13 protein-coding genes are annotated in these 17,318 nt (G+C 41.2%); 8 read left to right on the top strand and 5 right to left on the bottom strand.

Annotation, left to right across the window (positions count from 1 at the left end; genetic code table 11):
- The 6 genes from dnaX to adk all read left to right on the top strand — a co-directional run bounded on the left by dnaX (position 1) and on the right by adk (position 8,527).
- A complete protein-coding gene (gene dnaX, locus PSH50_RS01975) occupies positions 1 to 2,469 on the top strand; it encodes a DNA polymerase III subunit gamma/tau (RefSeq protein ID WP_273586778.1) in 2,469 nt (822 codons plus the stop codon).
- A gap of 59 nt (positions 2,470 to 2,528) precedes the next feature.
- Positions 2,529 to 2,855: a YbaB/EbfC family nucleoid-associated protein gene (locus PSH50_RS01970; RefSeq protein ID WP_004588122.1), complete on the top strand. Its 327-nt coding sequence runs from the start codon at positions 2,529 to 2,531 to the stop codon at positions 2,853 to 2,855.
- A gap of 6 nt (positions 2,856 to 2,861) precedes the next feature.
- Positions 2,862 to 3,470, top strand: a complete 609-nt coding sequence (recR, locus tag PSH50_RS01965) for a recombination mediator RecR (protein ID WP_273586779.1) — start codon at positions 2,862 to 2,864, stop codon at positions 3,468 to 3,470.
- A gap of 266 nt (positions 3,471 to 3,736) precedes the next feature.
- Complete coding sequence (locus PSH50_RS01960; RefSeq protein WP_273609233.1) at positions 3,737 to 5,641, top strand: MFS transporter; 1,905 nt, start codon at positions 3,737 to 3,739, stop codon at positions 5,639 to 5,641.
- 145 nt (positions 5,642 to 5,786) lie between these two features.
- Positions 5,787 to 7,700: a molecular chaperone HtpG gene (gene htpG / locus PSH50_RS01955; RefSeq protein ID WP_024033368.1), complete on the top strand. Its 1,914-nt coding sequence runs from the start codon at positions 5,787 to 5,789 to the stop codon at positions 7,698 to 7,700.
- A 182-nt stretch (positions 7,701 to 7,882) separates the two neighbouring features.
- The gene (gene adk / locus PSH50_RS01950) at positions 7,883 to 8,527 is read left to right on the top strand and encodes an adenylate kinase (protein WP_004588118.1); all 645 of its coding nucleotides are present in this window, start codon (positions 7,883 to 7,885) and stop codon (positions 8,525 to 8,527) included.
- Positions 8,528 to 8,640: 113 nt separating this feature from the next.
- Here the strand turns inward: adk and tpx are convergent, their stop codons facing one another.
- Positions 8,641 to 9,228 (bottom strand): thiol peroxidase, encoded by a 588-nt coding sequence (gene tpx, locus PSH50_RS01945; protein WP_004588117.1) that lies wholly within the window; start codon positions 9,226 to 9,228, stop codon positions 8,641 to 8,643.
- A 216-nt stretch (positions 9,229 to 9,444) separates the two neighbouring features.
- Between tpx and PSH50_RS01940 the strand changes: the two genes are divergently transcribed.
- Both PSH50_RS01940 and PSH50_RS01935 read left to right on the top strand, forming a co-directional pair.
- On the top strand, positions 9,445 to 10,449 hold the full coding sequence (locus PSH50_RS01940) for a response regulator (protein WP_004588116.1): 1,005 nt from the start codon (positions 9,445 to 9,447) through the stop codon (positions 10,447 to 10,449).
- Positions 10,450 to 10,452: 3 nt separating this feature from the next.
- Complete coding sequence (locus tag PSH50_RS01935; RefSeq protein ID WP_004588115.1) at positions 10,453 to 11,424, top strand: diguanylate cyclase; 972 nt, start codon at positions 10,453 to 10,455, stop codon at positions 11,422 to 11,424.
- Between the two features lie 152 nt (positions 11,425 to 11,576).
- Here the strand turns inward: PSH50_RS01935 and PSH50_RS01930 are convergent, their stop codons facing one another.
- The 4 genes from PSH50_RS01930 to PSH50_RS01915 all read right to left on the bottom strand — a co-directional run bounded on the left by PSH50_RS01930 (position 11,577) and on the right by PSH50_RS01915 (position 17,132).
- On the bottom strand, positions 11,577 to 13,091 hold the full coding sequence (locus PSH50_RS01930; RefSeq protein WP_004588114.1) for a SpoVR family protein: 1,515 nt from the start codon (positions 13,089 to 13,091) through the stop codon (positions 11,577 to 11,579).
- Positions 13,092 to 13,108: 17 nt separating this feature from the next.
- On the bottom strand, positions 13,109 to 14,392 hold the full coding sequence (locus PSH50_RS01925) for a YeaH/YhbH family protein (RefSeq protein ID WP_096041504.1): 1,284 nt from the start codon (positions 14,390 to 14,392) through the stop codon (positions 13,109 to 13,111).
- A gap of 26 nt (positions 14,393 to 14,418) precedes the next feature.
- Positions 14,419 to 16,341: a PrkA family serine protein kinase gene (locus PSH50_RS01920; RefSeq protein ID WP_273609232.1), complete on the bottom strand. Its 1,923-nt coding sequence runs from the start codon at positions 16,339 to 16,341 to the stop codon at positions 14,419 to 14,421.
- A 209-nt stretch (positions 16,342 to 16,550) separates the two neighbouring features.
- A complete protein-coding gene (locus PSH50_RS01915; protein ID WP_004588111.1) occupies positions 16,551 to 17,132 on the bottom strand; it encodes a Fe-Mn family superoxide dismutase in 582 nt (193 codons plus the stop codon).
- Between the last annotated feature and the right edge of the window lie 186 nt (positions 17,133 to 17,318).

The following is a 17,318-nucleotide window of genomic DNA, read 5'->3' as shown; positions in this document are numbered from 1 at the left end:
ATGAGTTATCAGGTTCTAGCGAGAAAATGGCGTCCGCAAACCTTTCATGAATTGGTTGGCCAGTCTCATGTAAAGCAAGCGCTTGTTAATGCGCTAACGCAAAATAGACTGCATCACGCTTATTTATTCACTGGAACCCGTGGTGTCGGTAAAACGACCATTGCGCGTATTTTTGCTAAAAGCTTAAATTGTGATGAGGGTATATCGGCATCTCCTTGTGGGCAATGTAGCAGTTGTACTGACATAGAAGCAGGGCGATACATTGACTTACTTGAAATCGATGCCGCTTCTCGTACCAAAGTAGAAGATACTCGTGAAATTCTTGATAACGTTCAATATGCACCCACGCGTGGACGTTACAAAGTATACCTAATAGATGAAGTACACATGCTCTCTAAGCATAGCTTTAACGCGTTATTAAAAACGTTAGAAGAGCCGCCAGAGCATGTGAAATTTTTACTAGCAACCACTGATCCGCAAAAGTTACCTGTTACCATTTTATCGCGCTGTTTACAGTTTAACTTAAATGCACTTTCGCAAAGCGAAATTAAAACTCAGCTTGAGCATGTCCTTACTCAAGAGGAGTTAAAATTTGATAAAGATGCGCTAAGTATTATTGCAAAAGCCGCCGATGGCAGTATGCGTGACGCGTTGAGCTTAACAGATCAAGCTATTGCGCAAACCAACGGCGACATAAACAATCAAGCCGTACAAGCTATGCTTGGTTTAATGGACACACATTACAGCCAAAGTTTGCTTGCTGCTTTGTTAGCACAAGATGGTGGCGCACTGATGGACGAAATAGCCCAAGTAGCGAGCCGTAATCCTAACTATATTGCGCTACTTGATGATTTAATTGCATTAACTCATCTTATTCAATTAACTCAGCTTGTCCCGCAAGCAGCGCAACTTGATGATAAAAACGCCGATTATGTTAGTCATGTTGCACAGCACACCCAGGCTCAACAAATACAGGTTTATTACCAGTTACTATTAAACGGTAAAAAAGACTTACAATGGGCGCCAGAGCCTCGTTTAGGCTTTGAAATGATAATGCTGCGTTTATTAGCATTTGAGTCTGCAGGTACAACGCCTGCTCAATCGCTTCCTGAGCCTAGTGACACACCAAGTGCAGCAACACCTGCGCCTACCGGTAGTAAAGGCCGTGCCGATGCGCTGCGTGATATATTAAATAAAAATAAAACACCATCGCAAGACGAAACTCCTGCTCCGCAAGCAATGGTTGAGAAAAGCCAAAACCAAAGCACAGCGCAAAGCCAAATAATTGATGAACCAGTAGAGCAACCGCCCACAGAGCAGCTAACACGCTCGCCAAGTGAGCAAAACAGCAAAAGCGCATCAGCTGCGGCTCAAAGCCCGCAAAACGATATACCGAGCCCTGTGCAACAAAGTGCGCACATTGCTAAGAGTGACGATGCTGCTGAGCGCCAAAGTGAAGACGATGCTTATCTGCAACACAGTAATATGGAGCAAACCTTAGCAGCACAATTTGATGATGTTATGAGCAGTGCGGTAGATCAAGGTTATAACCCTGAACCTGTAGCGCAACACACACAACCCGTGCCTGAAAACGCCGATGCTAAAGATAGCAGTGTGCGTGAACAAGAAGCTCAAGCACAATCAGCAATTGCGCGAATTTTACGGGATAGAAATATATCGGGGGCAGGCAGACTTTCTGGGGGGAGTATAAATACCCCTGAGCAAGCGCAAACACCAAAAATGCCTGTTCTAGCTACGCCTAACAGCGAAGCAAAGCCACATAATACAAGCCCGCAAGCGAGTGAGTCACAAAACGATTCACCGCCATGGCATGACCATGTGCAAGGCGATAGCGAAAAAAAGCCAACGCTCCCAGTAACAGGGAGCCAAACGCCAGCTGAGCCAGTAACGCAAAGCCAGCCAGTGCGTAAGGTTGATTTTAAAGAAAAGCATCAAACAATTACTGAAAACTTAGCGCCTGAGCTGCTTGAGCAAATTAACCCGCAAAAAAAGCCTGAGGTAATAGAGCAAGAGCCCGCTATACCGGTCCCAGATGATTTTCAAAGCCCAATTAGCGAGATTAAATTTGCGCATCAGCAAGATGAGTGGGCTTATTTAATTAAGCGTATGGGGCTTGGTGGGCGAATGCGTCAATTTGCATTACACTCGATTTTTACCAAGCAAGGCGACAGTTTACATATTGACGTGGATGAATCGCAAAAACACTTAGATACGCCCATGCTTAGGCAAAAGCTCGATGCGGCGTTATCAAGCATTTACGGGCATAACGTATCGCTGAGTATTAACTTTGCAAAAGGGGTGATTGACTCGCCTTATTTAATTCAGCAAAAAATAGATGCAGGGCGACACCAGCAAGCAATTGATGTGATCACATCTGATGAAAACATAGTACAATTTCAGCAGCTATTTAGCGCCGAAATTGACGAAAACAGTATTCAGGCATTGTAATTAAATACAATCGCCCTTATCTTCATGACAACTAGAGTTTAAAAGAAAGAGAGAAAATTATGTTTAAAGGTGGAATGGGTAACATGATGAAGCAAGCGCAGCAAATGCAAGAGCGCATGCAAAAAGCCCAAGACGAAATCGCGACAATGGAAGTTGTTGGCGAAGCCGGCGCAGGCCTTGTAAAAGTAACCATGCTTGGTAATCATAATGTGCGTCGTGTTGAGCTTGATGAAAGCCTTATGGAAGACGACAAAGACATGATTGAAGATTTACTTGCTGCAGCATGTAACGATGCTGTTCGCCGCGTTGCTGACGAAACGCAAGAGCGTATGGGCAAAGTAACTGGCGGTATGCAATTACCACCAGGTATGAAAATGCCGTTTTAAGCAAATATGCAACTTTCAGATAGTTTAACGCAGCTTATAGAAGCGCTACGTTGCCAACCGGGTATTGGTCCTAAGTCGGCTCAGCGCATTGCGTTTCATTTATTAGAGCGCGATCGTAAAGGCGGTACTCAACTTGGTAACGCATTGACCAAAGCCATGGGCGCGGTTGGGCATTGTCAGTCGTGCCGCACTTTTACTGAGCAAGCGCAGTGTGATATTTGCTTAAGTACAAAACGCCAAGACAGCGGTGTGCTGTGTGTTGTTGAATCGCCTACCGATGTGTTGGCAATAGAGCAAACAGGCCAATACCTTGGTTTATATTTTGTACTTATGGGGCATTTATCGCCAATTGACGGTATCGGGCCTAAAGAAATAGGCCTTGATATACTTGAACAAAAGCTCTCGCACGGCGGTATTAACGAAGTGATTTTAGCTACCAACCCTACGGTTGAGGGCGAAACCACTGCACATTATATTGCCCAGCTTTGCCATAAATATAAAGTAGGGGCCTCGCGTATAGCGCATGGTATACCTGTTGGTGGCGAGCTTGATTTAGTAGATGGCACCACGTTAATACATGCATTTAGTGGCCGCCGAGCGGTTATGCAGGACTAACACAACTATCTGAAATCGTTTTAAAAGCCTACATAGTAAAATATGTGGGCTTTTTTGTGTTTGCTATTTAATTACCGTATAACGTGTGTGAGTTTGCCGGTAATCATATTAAATTAATAAATGAGTTAAACTTGGCGACGTTGTGTTATAAATTATTGACTAACAACAACTAGATAACGTGATAGTTGCACGGCTCACGCGCCTTAAAAATATCGCTCAAGTTGGTATAAAAACATCAGGAATTTATCTGATTAGTAAGGAGTACTATGCAAAATAATAAACACGACAATAAAGGCGGTTTACTCAGCAGTAAGCGCTTTTTACCGCTATTTGTAACGCAGTTTTTGTCGGCTATGAATGATAATGTGTATAAGCAATCCGTGCTTATATTGTTAGTGTTTCAAGCTGCAACCCTTGGCGATGGTGCGCTGTATTCAAACCTTGCAGCGGGCTTATTTATATTACCGTTTTTTTTATTTTCAGGAATGGCGGGGCAACTAGCCGAAAAAACAGAAAAATCAAAGCTGATCCGGCTTGTTAAATTTTGCGAAATACCGATTATGGTTATTGGCGCAGCCTCTATTTTTACGCAATATGTGTGGTTAATGCTGACCACCGTGTTTTTTATGGGCTTACAAAGTACTTTTTTTGGCCCGCTTAAGTATTCAATATTACCGCAACATGTGGCGCCTAACGAATTAACAAAAGCCAATGGCTTGGTTGAGTCTGCCACTTTTGTAGCTATTTTAATTGGTACTATTTTTGGCACCTATTACATTACCCAAACAACAGGTCCAACAATTATTAGTATTGCCGTGTTGATACTTGCGGTACTTGGCTTTTTCAGCAGCCGCTTTATTCCTATAAGCCAAGCCAATAATCCTAATTTGCACTTTACCTATAATATTTTTTCATCCACTAAAAATGTATTTAAAGCGCTTAATGCTCAAACAGAATCGGTTGGTAAATCGGTGTTGGGTATAAGCTGGTTTTGGCTAATAGGCGCGGTTATTTTAACGGCATTACCTAATTATGTTAAGCATGTAATGGGTGGCGATGAACTTGTGGTAACCAGTGCGCTGGTGGTGTTTTCGCTAAGCATTGCCGTGGGGTCTTTGTTGTGCGAAAAGCTTTCGCGCTCACGTATTGAGCTGGGCATTGTACCTTTTGGCGCTATTTTAATTACGCTATTTTTGTATTTACTAAGCCAAGAGCCGGCTATTAGTGAATATATCGCGCCCTCTGAAAACTTATTAACGCTAAAACAAGTGCTCAATACAGGCGACATGGTATGGCATTTTGTTTGGATGGCAGGTATTGGTATTGCATCCGGTTTTTATACTGTGCCGCTGTATGCGCTTATTCAACAGCGTACCGAGGAGGCAAGTCGTTCACGGGTGATTGCTGCTAATAATGTGCTTAATGCGCTCTTTATGGTCGGCAGTGCCATATTAAGTATTGTAACGCTCTCTGTTTTAGAGTGGCATATTTCGTCGTTACTATTGCTTTTGGCGGGGCTTAATTTGCTTATCTCTATTTATATTTACACTAAGGTACCGGAATTTTTCTTGCGCTTTGTTATCTATATTTTAGCCATATGCATGTATCGCGTGCGCACAAAAGGGCATGAAAATATTCCAAGTGAAGGCGCAGCCGTTATTGTGGCTAACCATGTTAGCTTTGTAGATTGGATGTTTATTTTAGCCACTTCGCCTAGGCCTATACGCTTTATGGTGTTTGCCCCCATTTATTATTCAAAAGCGCTGCATTGGCTATTTAAAATGGCAAAAGCTATTCCAATTGATAGCGAAAAAGCCAACCCAAAGGCGTTTGCAAAAGCATTTGATGAGGTAGCCGCAGAGCTTGAACGCGGTGAGTTAGTTGGTATTTTTCCTGAAGGAAAACTAACAAGTAATGGTGAAATGGACATGTTTAGGCGGGGCATTGAGCGCATTATAGCGCGCACACCTGTGCCTGTTGTGCCCGTTCACTTAGGTGGCTTGTGGGGCAGTATGTTTAGCCGTAAAGCCAAGTGGCAACTACCACGCCTTAAATGGTCGTTAGTATCGGTGAGTGTGGGAGAGCCGATTGGCGCTGAGCAGGTAAGTGCTAATTATTTACACGAACAAGTCAGTGCTTTAAAAGCCCAGCACGCTAAAAATACACCGTAATTTAACTCTAAAAGCCACATTTTTATGTGGCTTTTTATTTATGTCAGCGCAAAAGCTGCTTTTTTAAATTTTTCCCTTGAAGTTACTCCACCTCACCCCATATTAAGTGCATAACGCAGACACTTTGCTAATTGGAGATACATAAATGACTGCAGCACAAAAAGAAACATTAGGCTTTCAAACAGAAGTAAAACAACTATTAAACTTAATGATTCATTCGTTATATTCGAATAAAGAAATATTTTTACGTGAGCTTGTATCAAATGCATCAGATGCCGCCGATAAGCTACGCTTTTTAGCGCTTTCAAATGGCGACCTTTACCAAGGTGATGCCGATTTACGTGTACGTATTAGCGCAGATAAAGAAGCGAACACAATTACCATTTCTGACAATGGTATTGGTATGACGCGTGAAGAAGTGATTAGCTCTTTAGGAACTATTGCTAAGTCGGGTACTGCTGAGTTTTTCAAAAACTTAACCGGTGACCAAAGTAAAGACTCGCAATTAATTGGTCAATTTGGTGTTGGTTTTTACTCGGCATTTATTGTGGCTGATGAAGTGACAGTGCGCACGCGTAAAGCGGGTGAAACACAAGCGTACGAGTGGCAATCACAAGGTGAAGGTGAGTACACGTTACAAGAAATTGAAAAAGAAGGCCGTGGTACGGATATCATCTTACACCTGCGTGAAGAAGAAAAAGAATACGCGGATGAATACCGTTTACGTAGCATCGTTACTAAATACTCAGATCATATTTCTACGCCTGTACAAATGTATAAAGCAGAAGTGCCTGAGTCTGAAGGCGAAGACGGCGAAAAAATCCCAGCAGTTCCAGGTGAATGGGAAAGCATTAACCGTGCAACCGCTTTATGGACACGTGATAAGTCAGAGGTTTCTGATGAAGAATACAAAGAGTTTTACAAGCATGTAAGCCATGATTGGGAAGAGCCGCTAAACTGGGCGCACAATAAAGTAGAAGGTAAAACTGAGTACACAAGCTTATTGTATATCCCTAAAAAAGCGCCGTTCGATTTATGGAACCGTGAGCGCCAAAGTGGCTTAAAACTGTATGTTCAACGTGTCTTTATTATGGATGACGCTGAGCAGTTTATGCCAAGTTACTTGCGCTTTGTAAAAGGGTTACTTGATTCAAACGATTTACCGCTAAATGTATCGCGCGAAATTTTACAAGATAACAAAGTAACACAAGCGATTCGTAAAGGATGTACATCTCGTATCTTAAAAATGCTAGAGCGTATGGCTAAAAACAAAGCCGAAGACTACCAAACATTTTGGAACGAGTTTGGCCAAGTAATCAAAGAAGGCCCAGCAGAAGATACAGCGAATAAAGAAGCCATTGCTAAATTGTTACGCTTCTCATCTACGCATACCGACTCAGAAACACAAGATGTATCGCTTGAGCAATACATTGAGCGTATGAACGATGAGCAAGATAAAATTTACTACGTAGTTGCTGATTCGTTTACAGCGGCTAAAAACTCGCCGCACTTAGAAATCTTCCGCAAAAAAGGCATCGAAGTATTATTACTAAGTGACCGTGTTGATGAGTGGATGATGAGCCACTTAACTGAGTTTAACGAAAAATCATTCCAGTCAATTACCCGTGGCGACCTTGATTTAGGTAAGCTTGACGACGAAGAAACGAAAAAAGCGCAAGAAGAGTCTGAAAAAGAAGTAGAAGGCTTAATTGAGCGCATTAAAACAGCGCTAGGCGAAGAAGTTAAAGAAGTACGCTTTACGCATCGCTTAACAGACTCTCCTGCCTGTGTTGTGAGCGATGAGAACGACATGAGCTCGCAAATGCAAAAGCTTATGGAGTCAGTAGGGCAACCTGTACCAGAGGCTAAGCCAGTGTTTGAGCTTAACCCTGAGCATCAGTTAGTTAAGCACTTAAACGATGAGCAAGACGAAGATAAGTTTGCACAGTGGTCTCATGTATTACTAGACCAAGCTTTACTTGCTGAACGCGGTACATTAAAAGATCCTACCGGGTTCGTAACACGTTTAAACAAGTTAATGCTTGATTTAAATAAGTAAGGCTAACAGGCTCTTTTAATTGCTAAAAGAGCCTAAAATATAACCATAATTATAAAGGAAGTGTATGCTTCCTTTTTTTATGTGCTCTAAAGTAGGCAATTAGTATAAGTTGCTTGAGTATCTGCAGCGCTTGTGGAAGAATTCAGGCTTTAAAATAAATATCCATACTAGGGGACAATGATATGCGCATTATTCTTTTGGGCGCGCCAGGTGCTGGTAAAGGTACTCAAGCTCAGTTTTTAATGGACAAATACGGTATTCCACAAATTTCTACCGGTGATATGCTTCGTGCAGCCATTAAAGAAGGTACACCACTTGGCTTAGAAGCGAAAAAAGTAATGGATGCAGGTCAGTTAATTTCTGACGATATCATCATTGGTTTAGTGAAAGAGCGTATTGCTAAACCAGACTGCGAACAAGGCTTTTTACTTGATGGCTTCCCACGTACTATTCCACAAGCAGATGCTATGAAAGAAAATGGCGTTGTGGTTGATCACGTTATTGAGTTTGACGTTGCTGATGAAGTAATTGTTGAGCGTATGGGTGGACGTCGCGTACATCCTGGCTCTGGCCGTGTTTATCACGTTGTTTACAACCCACCAAAAGTGGAAGGTAAAGACGATGAAACAGGCGAAGAGCTTATTATTCGTGCAGATGACACGGAAGAAACAGTTCGTAAACGTTTAGCTATTTACCATGAGCAAACTATGCCATTGGTTGATTACTACCAAGCTGAAGCGCAAGCAGGTAACACGCAGTACCATAAAATTGATGGTACGCAAGCTGTTGAAACAGTAAGCCAGCAACTAGCAGAGCTTTTAGGTTAATATAATCTAAACACAGCTTAGGTATTAAAAAACCGCCCTTGGGCGGTTTTTTTGTATTTAGTAGCTTTTAACAATTTAAAATTAAACCACCAAAGGTCAACACGCCCTGTTACCTATAACGTTTTTAGCTTTTCTATTACTGGGTCGTAGTTTGGCTCGGTAGATAAATTAGACACGAGCTGTTTGTATATCACTGTATGGCTTTTATCTAAAATAAGCACAGCGCGAGTTAGTAGCCCCATATCTTTTATAATTAAGCCATATTTTTGGCCAAAGTCTCGCCATACAGAGTCAGAAAGGGCTGTTACTTTGTCGATGTTTTCAGCATTACAAAAGCGTTTTTGAGCAAAAGGTAAATCGGCACTGATGGTCAGTATTGCGATAGCAGGAAATTGCGTCGCTACTTTTTCATTAAAATGTTTAGTTTGTAAGCTACAAATGCCAGTATCTAAACTTGGCACTACGCTGATTAATACAGCTTGCCCTTTATAATCATTAAGATTTACAGGGGCAAAACCACCATCAACCACTTTAAAATTTGGCGCATTATCACCTACACTTACACCTTTACCTAACAAAGTGACAGGCTTACCTTGAGCAGAGACCTTACCTGCATCAAGCGTGTTTTCTGGGTACTGTGATGCGTGCCCAACTGAGCTTAAAGCCAGTGTGCTTAGTGCAAAAATAAGAGAGCGTACCATAGGTTATTTCCTTTTAAATTAACGCAATAGGTTTGAGTGTATTATACTCAATATCACTGACCAAGCGATTAAATATCACTGTAAAAGTAATAATAAGTTCTGTGATATATAAATTGTAAACTGCAAGAACTTTTATTAACATGTAGTTACAAAATGTATCTTTAATAAAGTCATAAGGCCTATTGACAACATTGGGTTAAATAATAGAGAGATAGTATGTCAACATCCGTATTAATATGTGACGACTCAAAATTAGCGAGGCGCCAGCTAGCTCGCTCTTTACCAGATGACTGGGATATTAAAGTAGAGTTTGCTCAAGATGGTGTTGATTGCATCAAAAAACTAAAAATAATCGAGCCTGAAATTCTTTTTCTTGATTTAAACATGCCTGAAATGGACGGTTACGAAGTCCTTATGGCCATGAAAGAGCAAGGCCTTAATATTCTAACCGTGGTTGTATCGGGCGATATTCAGCCAAATGCGCACCAACGCGTACTTGAATTAGGCGCCATTGATTTTATCCAAAAACCTTGCTCACCTGAAAAACTTGCCGATATTATCGAGCATCATGGCATTAAAGATAAAGCCATGCGCGAGCGTCTTGCTCATTCTTTAGGTGAACAAGTAGACCCAGATGTGCGCGATATATACCAAGAGCTTACAAATGTCGCTATGGGCCAAGCAGGCGATTTGCTTGCACGGCTTTTGAATGTGTTTGTAGAGCTGCCAATTCCGAATGTGAATGTGCTTGAAGTTAATGAACTGGATATGGCGCTGCAGTCAATTGACAATAATGCTGCCACATCAGGGGTGTGCCAAGGCTTTATTGGTGGTGGCGTATCGGGCGAGGCATTACTTTTATTAAACGACTCAAGCTTTAAAGAAATTGCGTCACTGATGAATTACGACGGTGAGCTTAACGACAAAGTTGAGCTTGAGCTACTTATGGATATTAGTAATATTTTAATAGGCTCAATTTTAACGGGGCTTTCTAAACAGCTAGATATGTCTTTTAGCCAAGGTCATCCCATTGTACTTGGCCAACATCGCGACGTATCTGAATTGGTTAAATCAAATAAATCTCGTTGGCAAAGAACCTTAGCGATAGAAATAAGCTACGGCATCGAAAACCACGATATTAACTGCGATCTTATGCTGTTATTTACCGAAGATTCACTTAAAACTTTGAAATACAAAGTTGCTTACCTATTAGAAGACTAATTTATGGCCGCTGATTTAGAAATGAATGAGATCCATTGGTTAATGGATATGTTTAACACGGTTGATGTGGGCCTGGTTGTACTGGATAGAAATTATAAAGTGTGTGTGTGGAATGGCTTTATGGAAAACCATTCTGGGCTATTACCAAGTGCTGTAAAAGACAAAGACCTATTTGATTTATTTCCTTCGATTGATGAGAAATGGTTTAGAAGCAAGTCAGAGTCTGTATTTGTACTTAAAAACCGCTCTTTTACTATCTGGGAGCAGCAACCTTACATCTTTCGTTTTAAAAACTACCGCCCTATTACCGGTAAAGCGGATTACATGTACCAAAATGCGACCTTTATTCCACTTACCAACACTCTGGGTGAGGTCAGTCATATTTGTATCATTATTTATGATGTTACCGATGTGGCAGTCAATAAAAAAGAATTAGAAGATTTAAATAAGCGTTTAGAGCAAGTAAGCCAAACCGACAGCTTAACGCAATTGTTTAACCGTGGGCATTGGGAAAGCACACTGCACCAAGAGTTTTTGCGTGTTAAGCGCAGCGGTGGCAGCAGCACATTATTGATGTTTGATATCGATCATTTTAAAAAAATTAATGATGAGCATGGCCATAGTTGTGGCGATGAAGCGCTACGCCACCTTTCAGAACTGCTACGAACGACGCTTCGCGAAACCGATATAGCAGGGCGTTATGGTGGGGAGGAGTTTGTTGTTACTTTACTCGATACCGACAAGCAAGGCGCAGCAACATTTGCCGAGCGCATAAGAGCGTTAATAGAAGCCAACCCTTTTGTTTATAAAAACACAAAAATAGAGATGACTGTGAGTGTTGGTTTTGCAGGAAATAGCCCTGACTTTGCAAAACATGAGCGGTGGATTGAAGCCGCTGACAAAGCCCTGTATCACTCAAAAGAGCATGGCCGTAACAGAGTAACCGATTTTGAGGATATAAAAAATGACGCATAAGCGTCTTTTTTATGCGCTGCTAAAATTAAGGCAGCGGTAATATTACTGCTAAATTAAAGTAACCAAGGATGCATCTAATTGCGCCGCAAGTCTTGGCAGTAAATCCTTAACAAGGGCTTGATTAAAATGCCATTTTTTATCAGGCATTTTATTTACTCTGTAGTATGGCGAGTATCATCTGCTGGGCATTGGCCAAGAGTAGACACATCGCCTGTACTGGTCTCTTGCTCTAATTGAACCTTGAATCCCCATAACCTGTACAGGTGTTTTAGCACTTCTTTATGCGAGTCAGCAAGGGGGATGTTATTGTGAGGAACATAACGCAACGTTAAAGAACGATCGCCTCTAACATCAACATTATATACTTGAATGTTAGGTTCGTGATTACTCAAGTTATATTGTGCTGAAAGCGCTTCGCGTACAGCCTGATAACCGCTATCATCATGTATTGCGCCTACCTCTAGATGTGGATTACGGCTGTGATCGACAATAGTAAATAGCTTAAAATCACGAATTAACTTAGGTGATAAAAATTGGCTTATGAAGCTTTCATCTTTAAAGTTTTCCATCGCAAAATGCAGTGTGTCTAGCCAATTAGTGCCTGCATATTCAGGAAACCAGCGTCTATCTTCATCTGTTGGGTTTTCGCAAATACGGCGAATATCCACCATCATATTAAAACCCAATGCATACGGGTTTATACCTGAATAGTAATTGCTGTTATAAGGTGGCTGATAAACCACGTTGGTATGGCTTTGCAAAAACTCCATCATAAAGGAGTCGGTTAATTTACCTTCATCATATAAGTGGTTCAAAATGGTGTAGTGCCAAAAGGTGGCCCAGCCTTCGTTCATCACTTGGGTTTGTTTTTGCGGATAAAAATATTGCGATATCTTTCGCACAATACGTATTATTTCTCGCTGCCAAGACTCTAATAAAGGCGCGTTTTTCTCAATAAAGTATAAAATGTTTTCTTGCGGCTCTTGCGGAAAATGCCTCTCTTGCTTTTTAGCTTCCTGCTGTTGAGCGGGGATAGTGCGCCATAGCTCGTTTACTTGAGATTGCATGTAGTCTTCACGCTCTTTTTGGCGTTTTTGCTCTTCAAAAAGGGAAATTTGCTGCGGGCGTTTATATCTATCTACGCCGTAATTCATCAATGCGTGACACGAATCAATTAAGCTTTCTACTTGTGTAATACCGTATTTTTCTTCGCAGCGGCTAATGTAATTTTTAGCAAACACTAAGTAATCTATGATGGAGTCTGCGTCAGTCCATGTTTTAAATAAGTAGTTTCCTTTAAAAAATGAGTTATGGCCATAACAGGCATGCGCCATAACCAGTGCCTGCATAGGGAGTGTGTTTTCTTCCATTAAATAAGCAATACAGGGGTTTGAATTAATCACAATTTCGTAAGCTAGCCCCATTTGCCCACGCTTATAATTTTGTTCGGTTTGTATAAATTTTTTACCATATGACCAATGGCTGTAGCCTATAGGCATGCCAACGCTTGAATAAGCATCCATCATTTGCTCAGCTGTTATTACCTCAATTTGGTTAGGGTAAGTGTCTAAGCGATAATGCGCTGCAACACGGGCTATTTCAGTTTGGTATTGCTCAAGCAGCTCAAAGGTCCAATCTGGGCCATCGCTAATTCGTTCAGTGCTCATAGTAAACCTCGCTTAGGCTAAGCAGCCCCTTGTTGTTGACGATTTTTTTTAAATAGCTCCCTAAACATAGGGTAAATGTCTTCAACACTTTGAATATGTTGTATTGCAAAGTTGCTATGGGTTTGGGTGATGTTTTGGTATTCGCGCCACAAGCTTTGGTGCGCACGCGTGGTAATTTCTATATAGGCAAAGTAGCGTACCGCATTAAGTAACTTATTGCGTAATATTTCACCGCAGTGTGGGGTATCGTCTGCCCAGTTATCGCCATCAGATGCTTGCGCTGCGTATATATTCCATTGCTCTGAATCATAGCGCTCTTTTATTATTTCGTTCATTAATTTAAGGGCACTGGAGACAATAGTGCCGCCAGTTTCTTGAGAATAAAAAAACTCTTGTTCGTCGACCTCTTTAGCTTGTGTGTGGTGGCGTATATACACCACCTCAATGTCTTTATAACTTCGGGTCAAAAATTGATACAGCAAAATATAAAAACGCTTTGCCATGTCTTTTGTGGCCTGATCCATCGAGCCCGATACATCCATAATACAAAACATAACGGCTTTGCTGGTGGGGTGGGGGCGTTTTTCATAATTACGAAAACGTAAGTCGTAATTATCAATAAATGGTACGGCTTTTATTTGCTGTTTAAGTTGCTCAATTTCCTCTTGTAATAACGCAATGATGGCTTGGTCGCTGTCGGCTTGCTCACGCTCCATCGCAAGTTGGCCTTCAAGCTCTGCTAGGCGCCTTTTTTTTCCCGCACTCATGGCGACTCTTCTGGCGAGTGAGCCCTGTAATGAGCGTACTATATCAATATTACTGGGCATACCATCGCTACAAAAACCAGCCCGATGAGTTTTCATTTGTACAAGCTTATCTAGCTGGTTTTCTTGTAAGTTGGGCAGCTCTAGGTCTTCAAAGAGTAAATCAAGGTATTCATCTTTAGAAATAGAAAACACAAAGTCATCTTGGCCTTCGCCTGAATCACTTGCATCGCCATCGCCTGCGCCACCACCTTGGCCGCCTTTAGGGCGCTCAATTTTGTCACCTGTTGAAAATTGATCGTTGCCAGGGTGAATTTGTTCTCTGTCGCCCCCTTTGCCTTGGTGAAAAATGGGCTCGCTAATATCTCGTTGCGGGATAGATATACTCTCCCCTGAACTTGAGTCGGTAACGCTGCGTTTATTAACCGCATCAGACACTGCTTCTTTTATTTGCTTTTTATAGCGCCTAATAAAGCGCTGACGATTAAGCGTGCTTTTGTTTTTACCATTTAAGCGTCTATCTATAAAATGCGCCATACTGTTCCCCCTAAACTACATGAAGGTTACTGCGATTTTCTAACCCGTAAATACCACTCAGAAAGTAAACGCACTTGTTTTTGCGTGTAGCCTTTTTCAACCATGCGGTTAACAAAGTCCTCGTGTTTTTGTTGATCCTCAGCGGAGGTTTTTGTATTAAAGGAAATAACAGGCAGTAGATCTTCGGTATTTGAGAACATTTTTTTCTCAATCACAGTGCGTAGTTTTTCGTAGCTTGTCCATAACGGGTTTTTACCATTATTGTGAGCGCGTGCACGTAATACAAAGTTAACTATTTCGTTCCTAAAATCTTTGGGATTAGAAATGCCGGCGGGTTTTTCTATTTTTTCAAGTTCTGCATTTAACGAGGCGCGGTCAAATAACTGTCCTGTATCTGGGTCTCTGTATTCTTGATCTTGTATCCAAAAATCAGCATAAATCACATAGCGGTCAAAAATATTTTGGCCATATTCAGAGTATGACTCTAAATATGCGGTTTGTAGTTCTTTACCAATAAACTCAACATATTGCGGAATTAAATAGCCTTTTAAGAAACTTAAATATCGCTCTTCCACTTCGGCGCTAAATTGTTCACGCTCTATTTGTTGCTCCAAAACATAAAATAAATGCACCGGATTAGCTGCAACCTCGGTGGTATCAAAATTAAATACGCGCGACAAAATCTTAAAAGCAAAACGAGTGGAAAGGCCGGTCATGCCTTCATCTACCCCTGCGTAATCACGATACTCCTGATAAGATTTTGCTTTAGGGTCGGTATCTTTTAGGGTTTCACCATCATAGACCCGCATTTTTGAGTAAATACTAGAGTTTTCAGGCTCTTTTAATCGAGATAGGGTAGTAAATTGCGCTAACGCTTTAAGCGTACCTGGTGCACACGGTGCACTGGCAAGTTCACTATGTTGAATAAGTTTGTCGTAGATTTTTATTTCTTCGGTCACGCGCAGGCAATAAGGGACCTTTACAATATAAACACGATCTAAAAACGCTTCATTGTTTTTATTATTTTTGAATGTTTGCCATTCTGACTCATTTGAGTGGGCTAAAATCATGCCGTTAAAGGGCAAAGCGCTAATACCTTCAGTACCGTTGTAGTTACCCTCTTGCGTTGCGGTAAGGAGTGGATGCAGCACCTTGATAGGGGCTTTAAACATTTCTACAAACTCCATTAAACCTTGGTTTGCTAAACATAAAGAGCCTGAGTAGGCGTAGGCATCGGGGTCGTTTTGAGCAAAGTGCTCAAGCTGGCGAATATCTACTTTGCCTACCAATGCAGAAATATCTTGATTATTTTCATCACCGGGTTCGGTTTTGGCTATACCTATTTGATTTAAAATAGAGGGGTAGCGTTTGACGACTCTAAATTGGCTAATATCGCCGTTAAATTCTTTTAATCGTTTACCAGCCCATGGCGACATAATCGTTTTTAAATAACGTGGTTTAATACCGTATTCTTTTTCGAGAACGCTGGCATCTTCTACTGGGTCAAACAAACTGAGCGGGTGATCGTTTACCGGAGAGCCTTTAATTGAATAGATAGGCACTTGTTGCATTAAATATTTTAGTTTTTCTGCAATTGAAGATTTACCTCCCCCAACAGGGCCGAGTAAATAAAGGACTTGTTTGCATTCTTCTAGGCCTTGAGCCGCATGCTTTAGATAGGAGACAATTTGTTCTATGGCATCTTCCATGCCGTAAAAGTCTGCAAAGGCAGGGTAGCGTGCAACCACTCTATTAGAAAATAACCGGCTTAAACGTGCATCGGTTGCAGTATCAACCATTTGCGGCTCGCCTATTGCCATAAGTAAACGCTCAGGGGCGCTGGCATAAGCTGATTTGTCACTTTTACAAATTTCTAGAAATTCGCTAATGCTGTATTCTTCTTCTTGTGCTGCTTCGTATCGTGCTTGGTAGTGCTCAAAAATAGTCATAATAACCTCCGAAACCCGCTTTAAAAAGGTGCTTACTTTTTAAAGTTTAGTCAGAGATTGATATTTTTGTGCAATAAAATTAAAAATTTAAGTGAAAAAAGATCATGTGGCTAAATTAGCAATTTAGCGCGTATAAAGGCGATTTTAATTTTATAAAGGCATAAAAAAAGACGCCGAGGCGTCTTTTAAAATCAGCGTATAATAGCTAATTAAGCGAAGTTAGCGTTCGCGAATTCCCAGTTAACAAGCGCCCAAAAACCTTTAAGGTAATCAGGACGAACGTTACGGTAATCAATGTAGTAAGCGTGTTCCCATAAATCCACAGTTAGGATTGGTGTAACACCTTCGTCTGTAAGCGGCGTTGCTGCGTTAGACGTGTTTACGATATCTAATGAACCGTCAGCTAGTTTAACTAACCATGTCCAGCTAGAACCAAAGTTATTAACCGCTTTGTCGTTTAATGCATCTTTAAACGCGTCAAAAGAGCCCCATTTAGCGTTAATAGCGTCAGCGATAGCACCTGTTGGCTCGCCGCCGCCATTTGGAGATAGACAGTTCCAGTAGAAAGTGTGGTTCCAAATTTGTGCAGCGTTGTTAAATACGCCACCTTCAGATGAACAAACAATCTCTTCTAAAGATTTGTTTTCAAATTCAGTACCTGGAATTAAACCGTTTAATTTAACAACGTAAGTGTTGTGGTGCTTCCCGTGGTGATACTCAAGAGTTTCTTGTGAAATATGAGGCTCAAGTGCATCAATTGCATATGGTAGTGACGGTAGTTCAAATGCCATTTTTTTATCTCCATCTTCTTTTGGTTGATAACTCGCTTGATAGTACGTAATGCCTGATAGAACAGAGCACTTACCTATACCAAACGAAAATATAGTGTTACTATAATTGTTGAGTATTTTACTCAAGTTTAAGCAAACAGCAATGCTATTGCTAAAGACTATTTCAATTGCGGCTTTATTTGCCCA

It is taken from the genome of Pseudoalteromonas sp. Angola-7, assembly GCF_028599255.1.
Lineage (GTDB): Bacteria > Pseudomonadota > Gammaproteobacteria > Enterobacterales > Alteromonadaceae > Pseudoalteromonas > Pseudoalteromonas atlantica.
The sequence above is the reverse complement of the archived record's forward strand: the minus strand, read 5'-3'. Positions and strand labels throughout refer to the sequence as shown.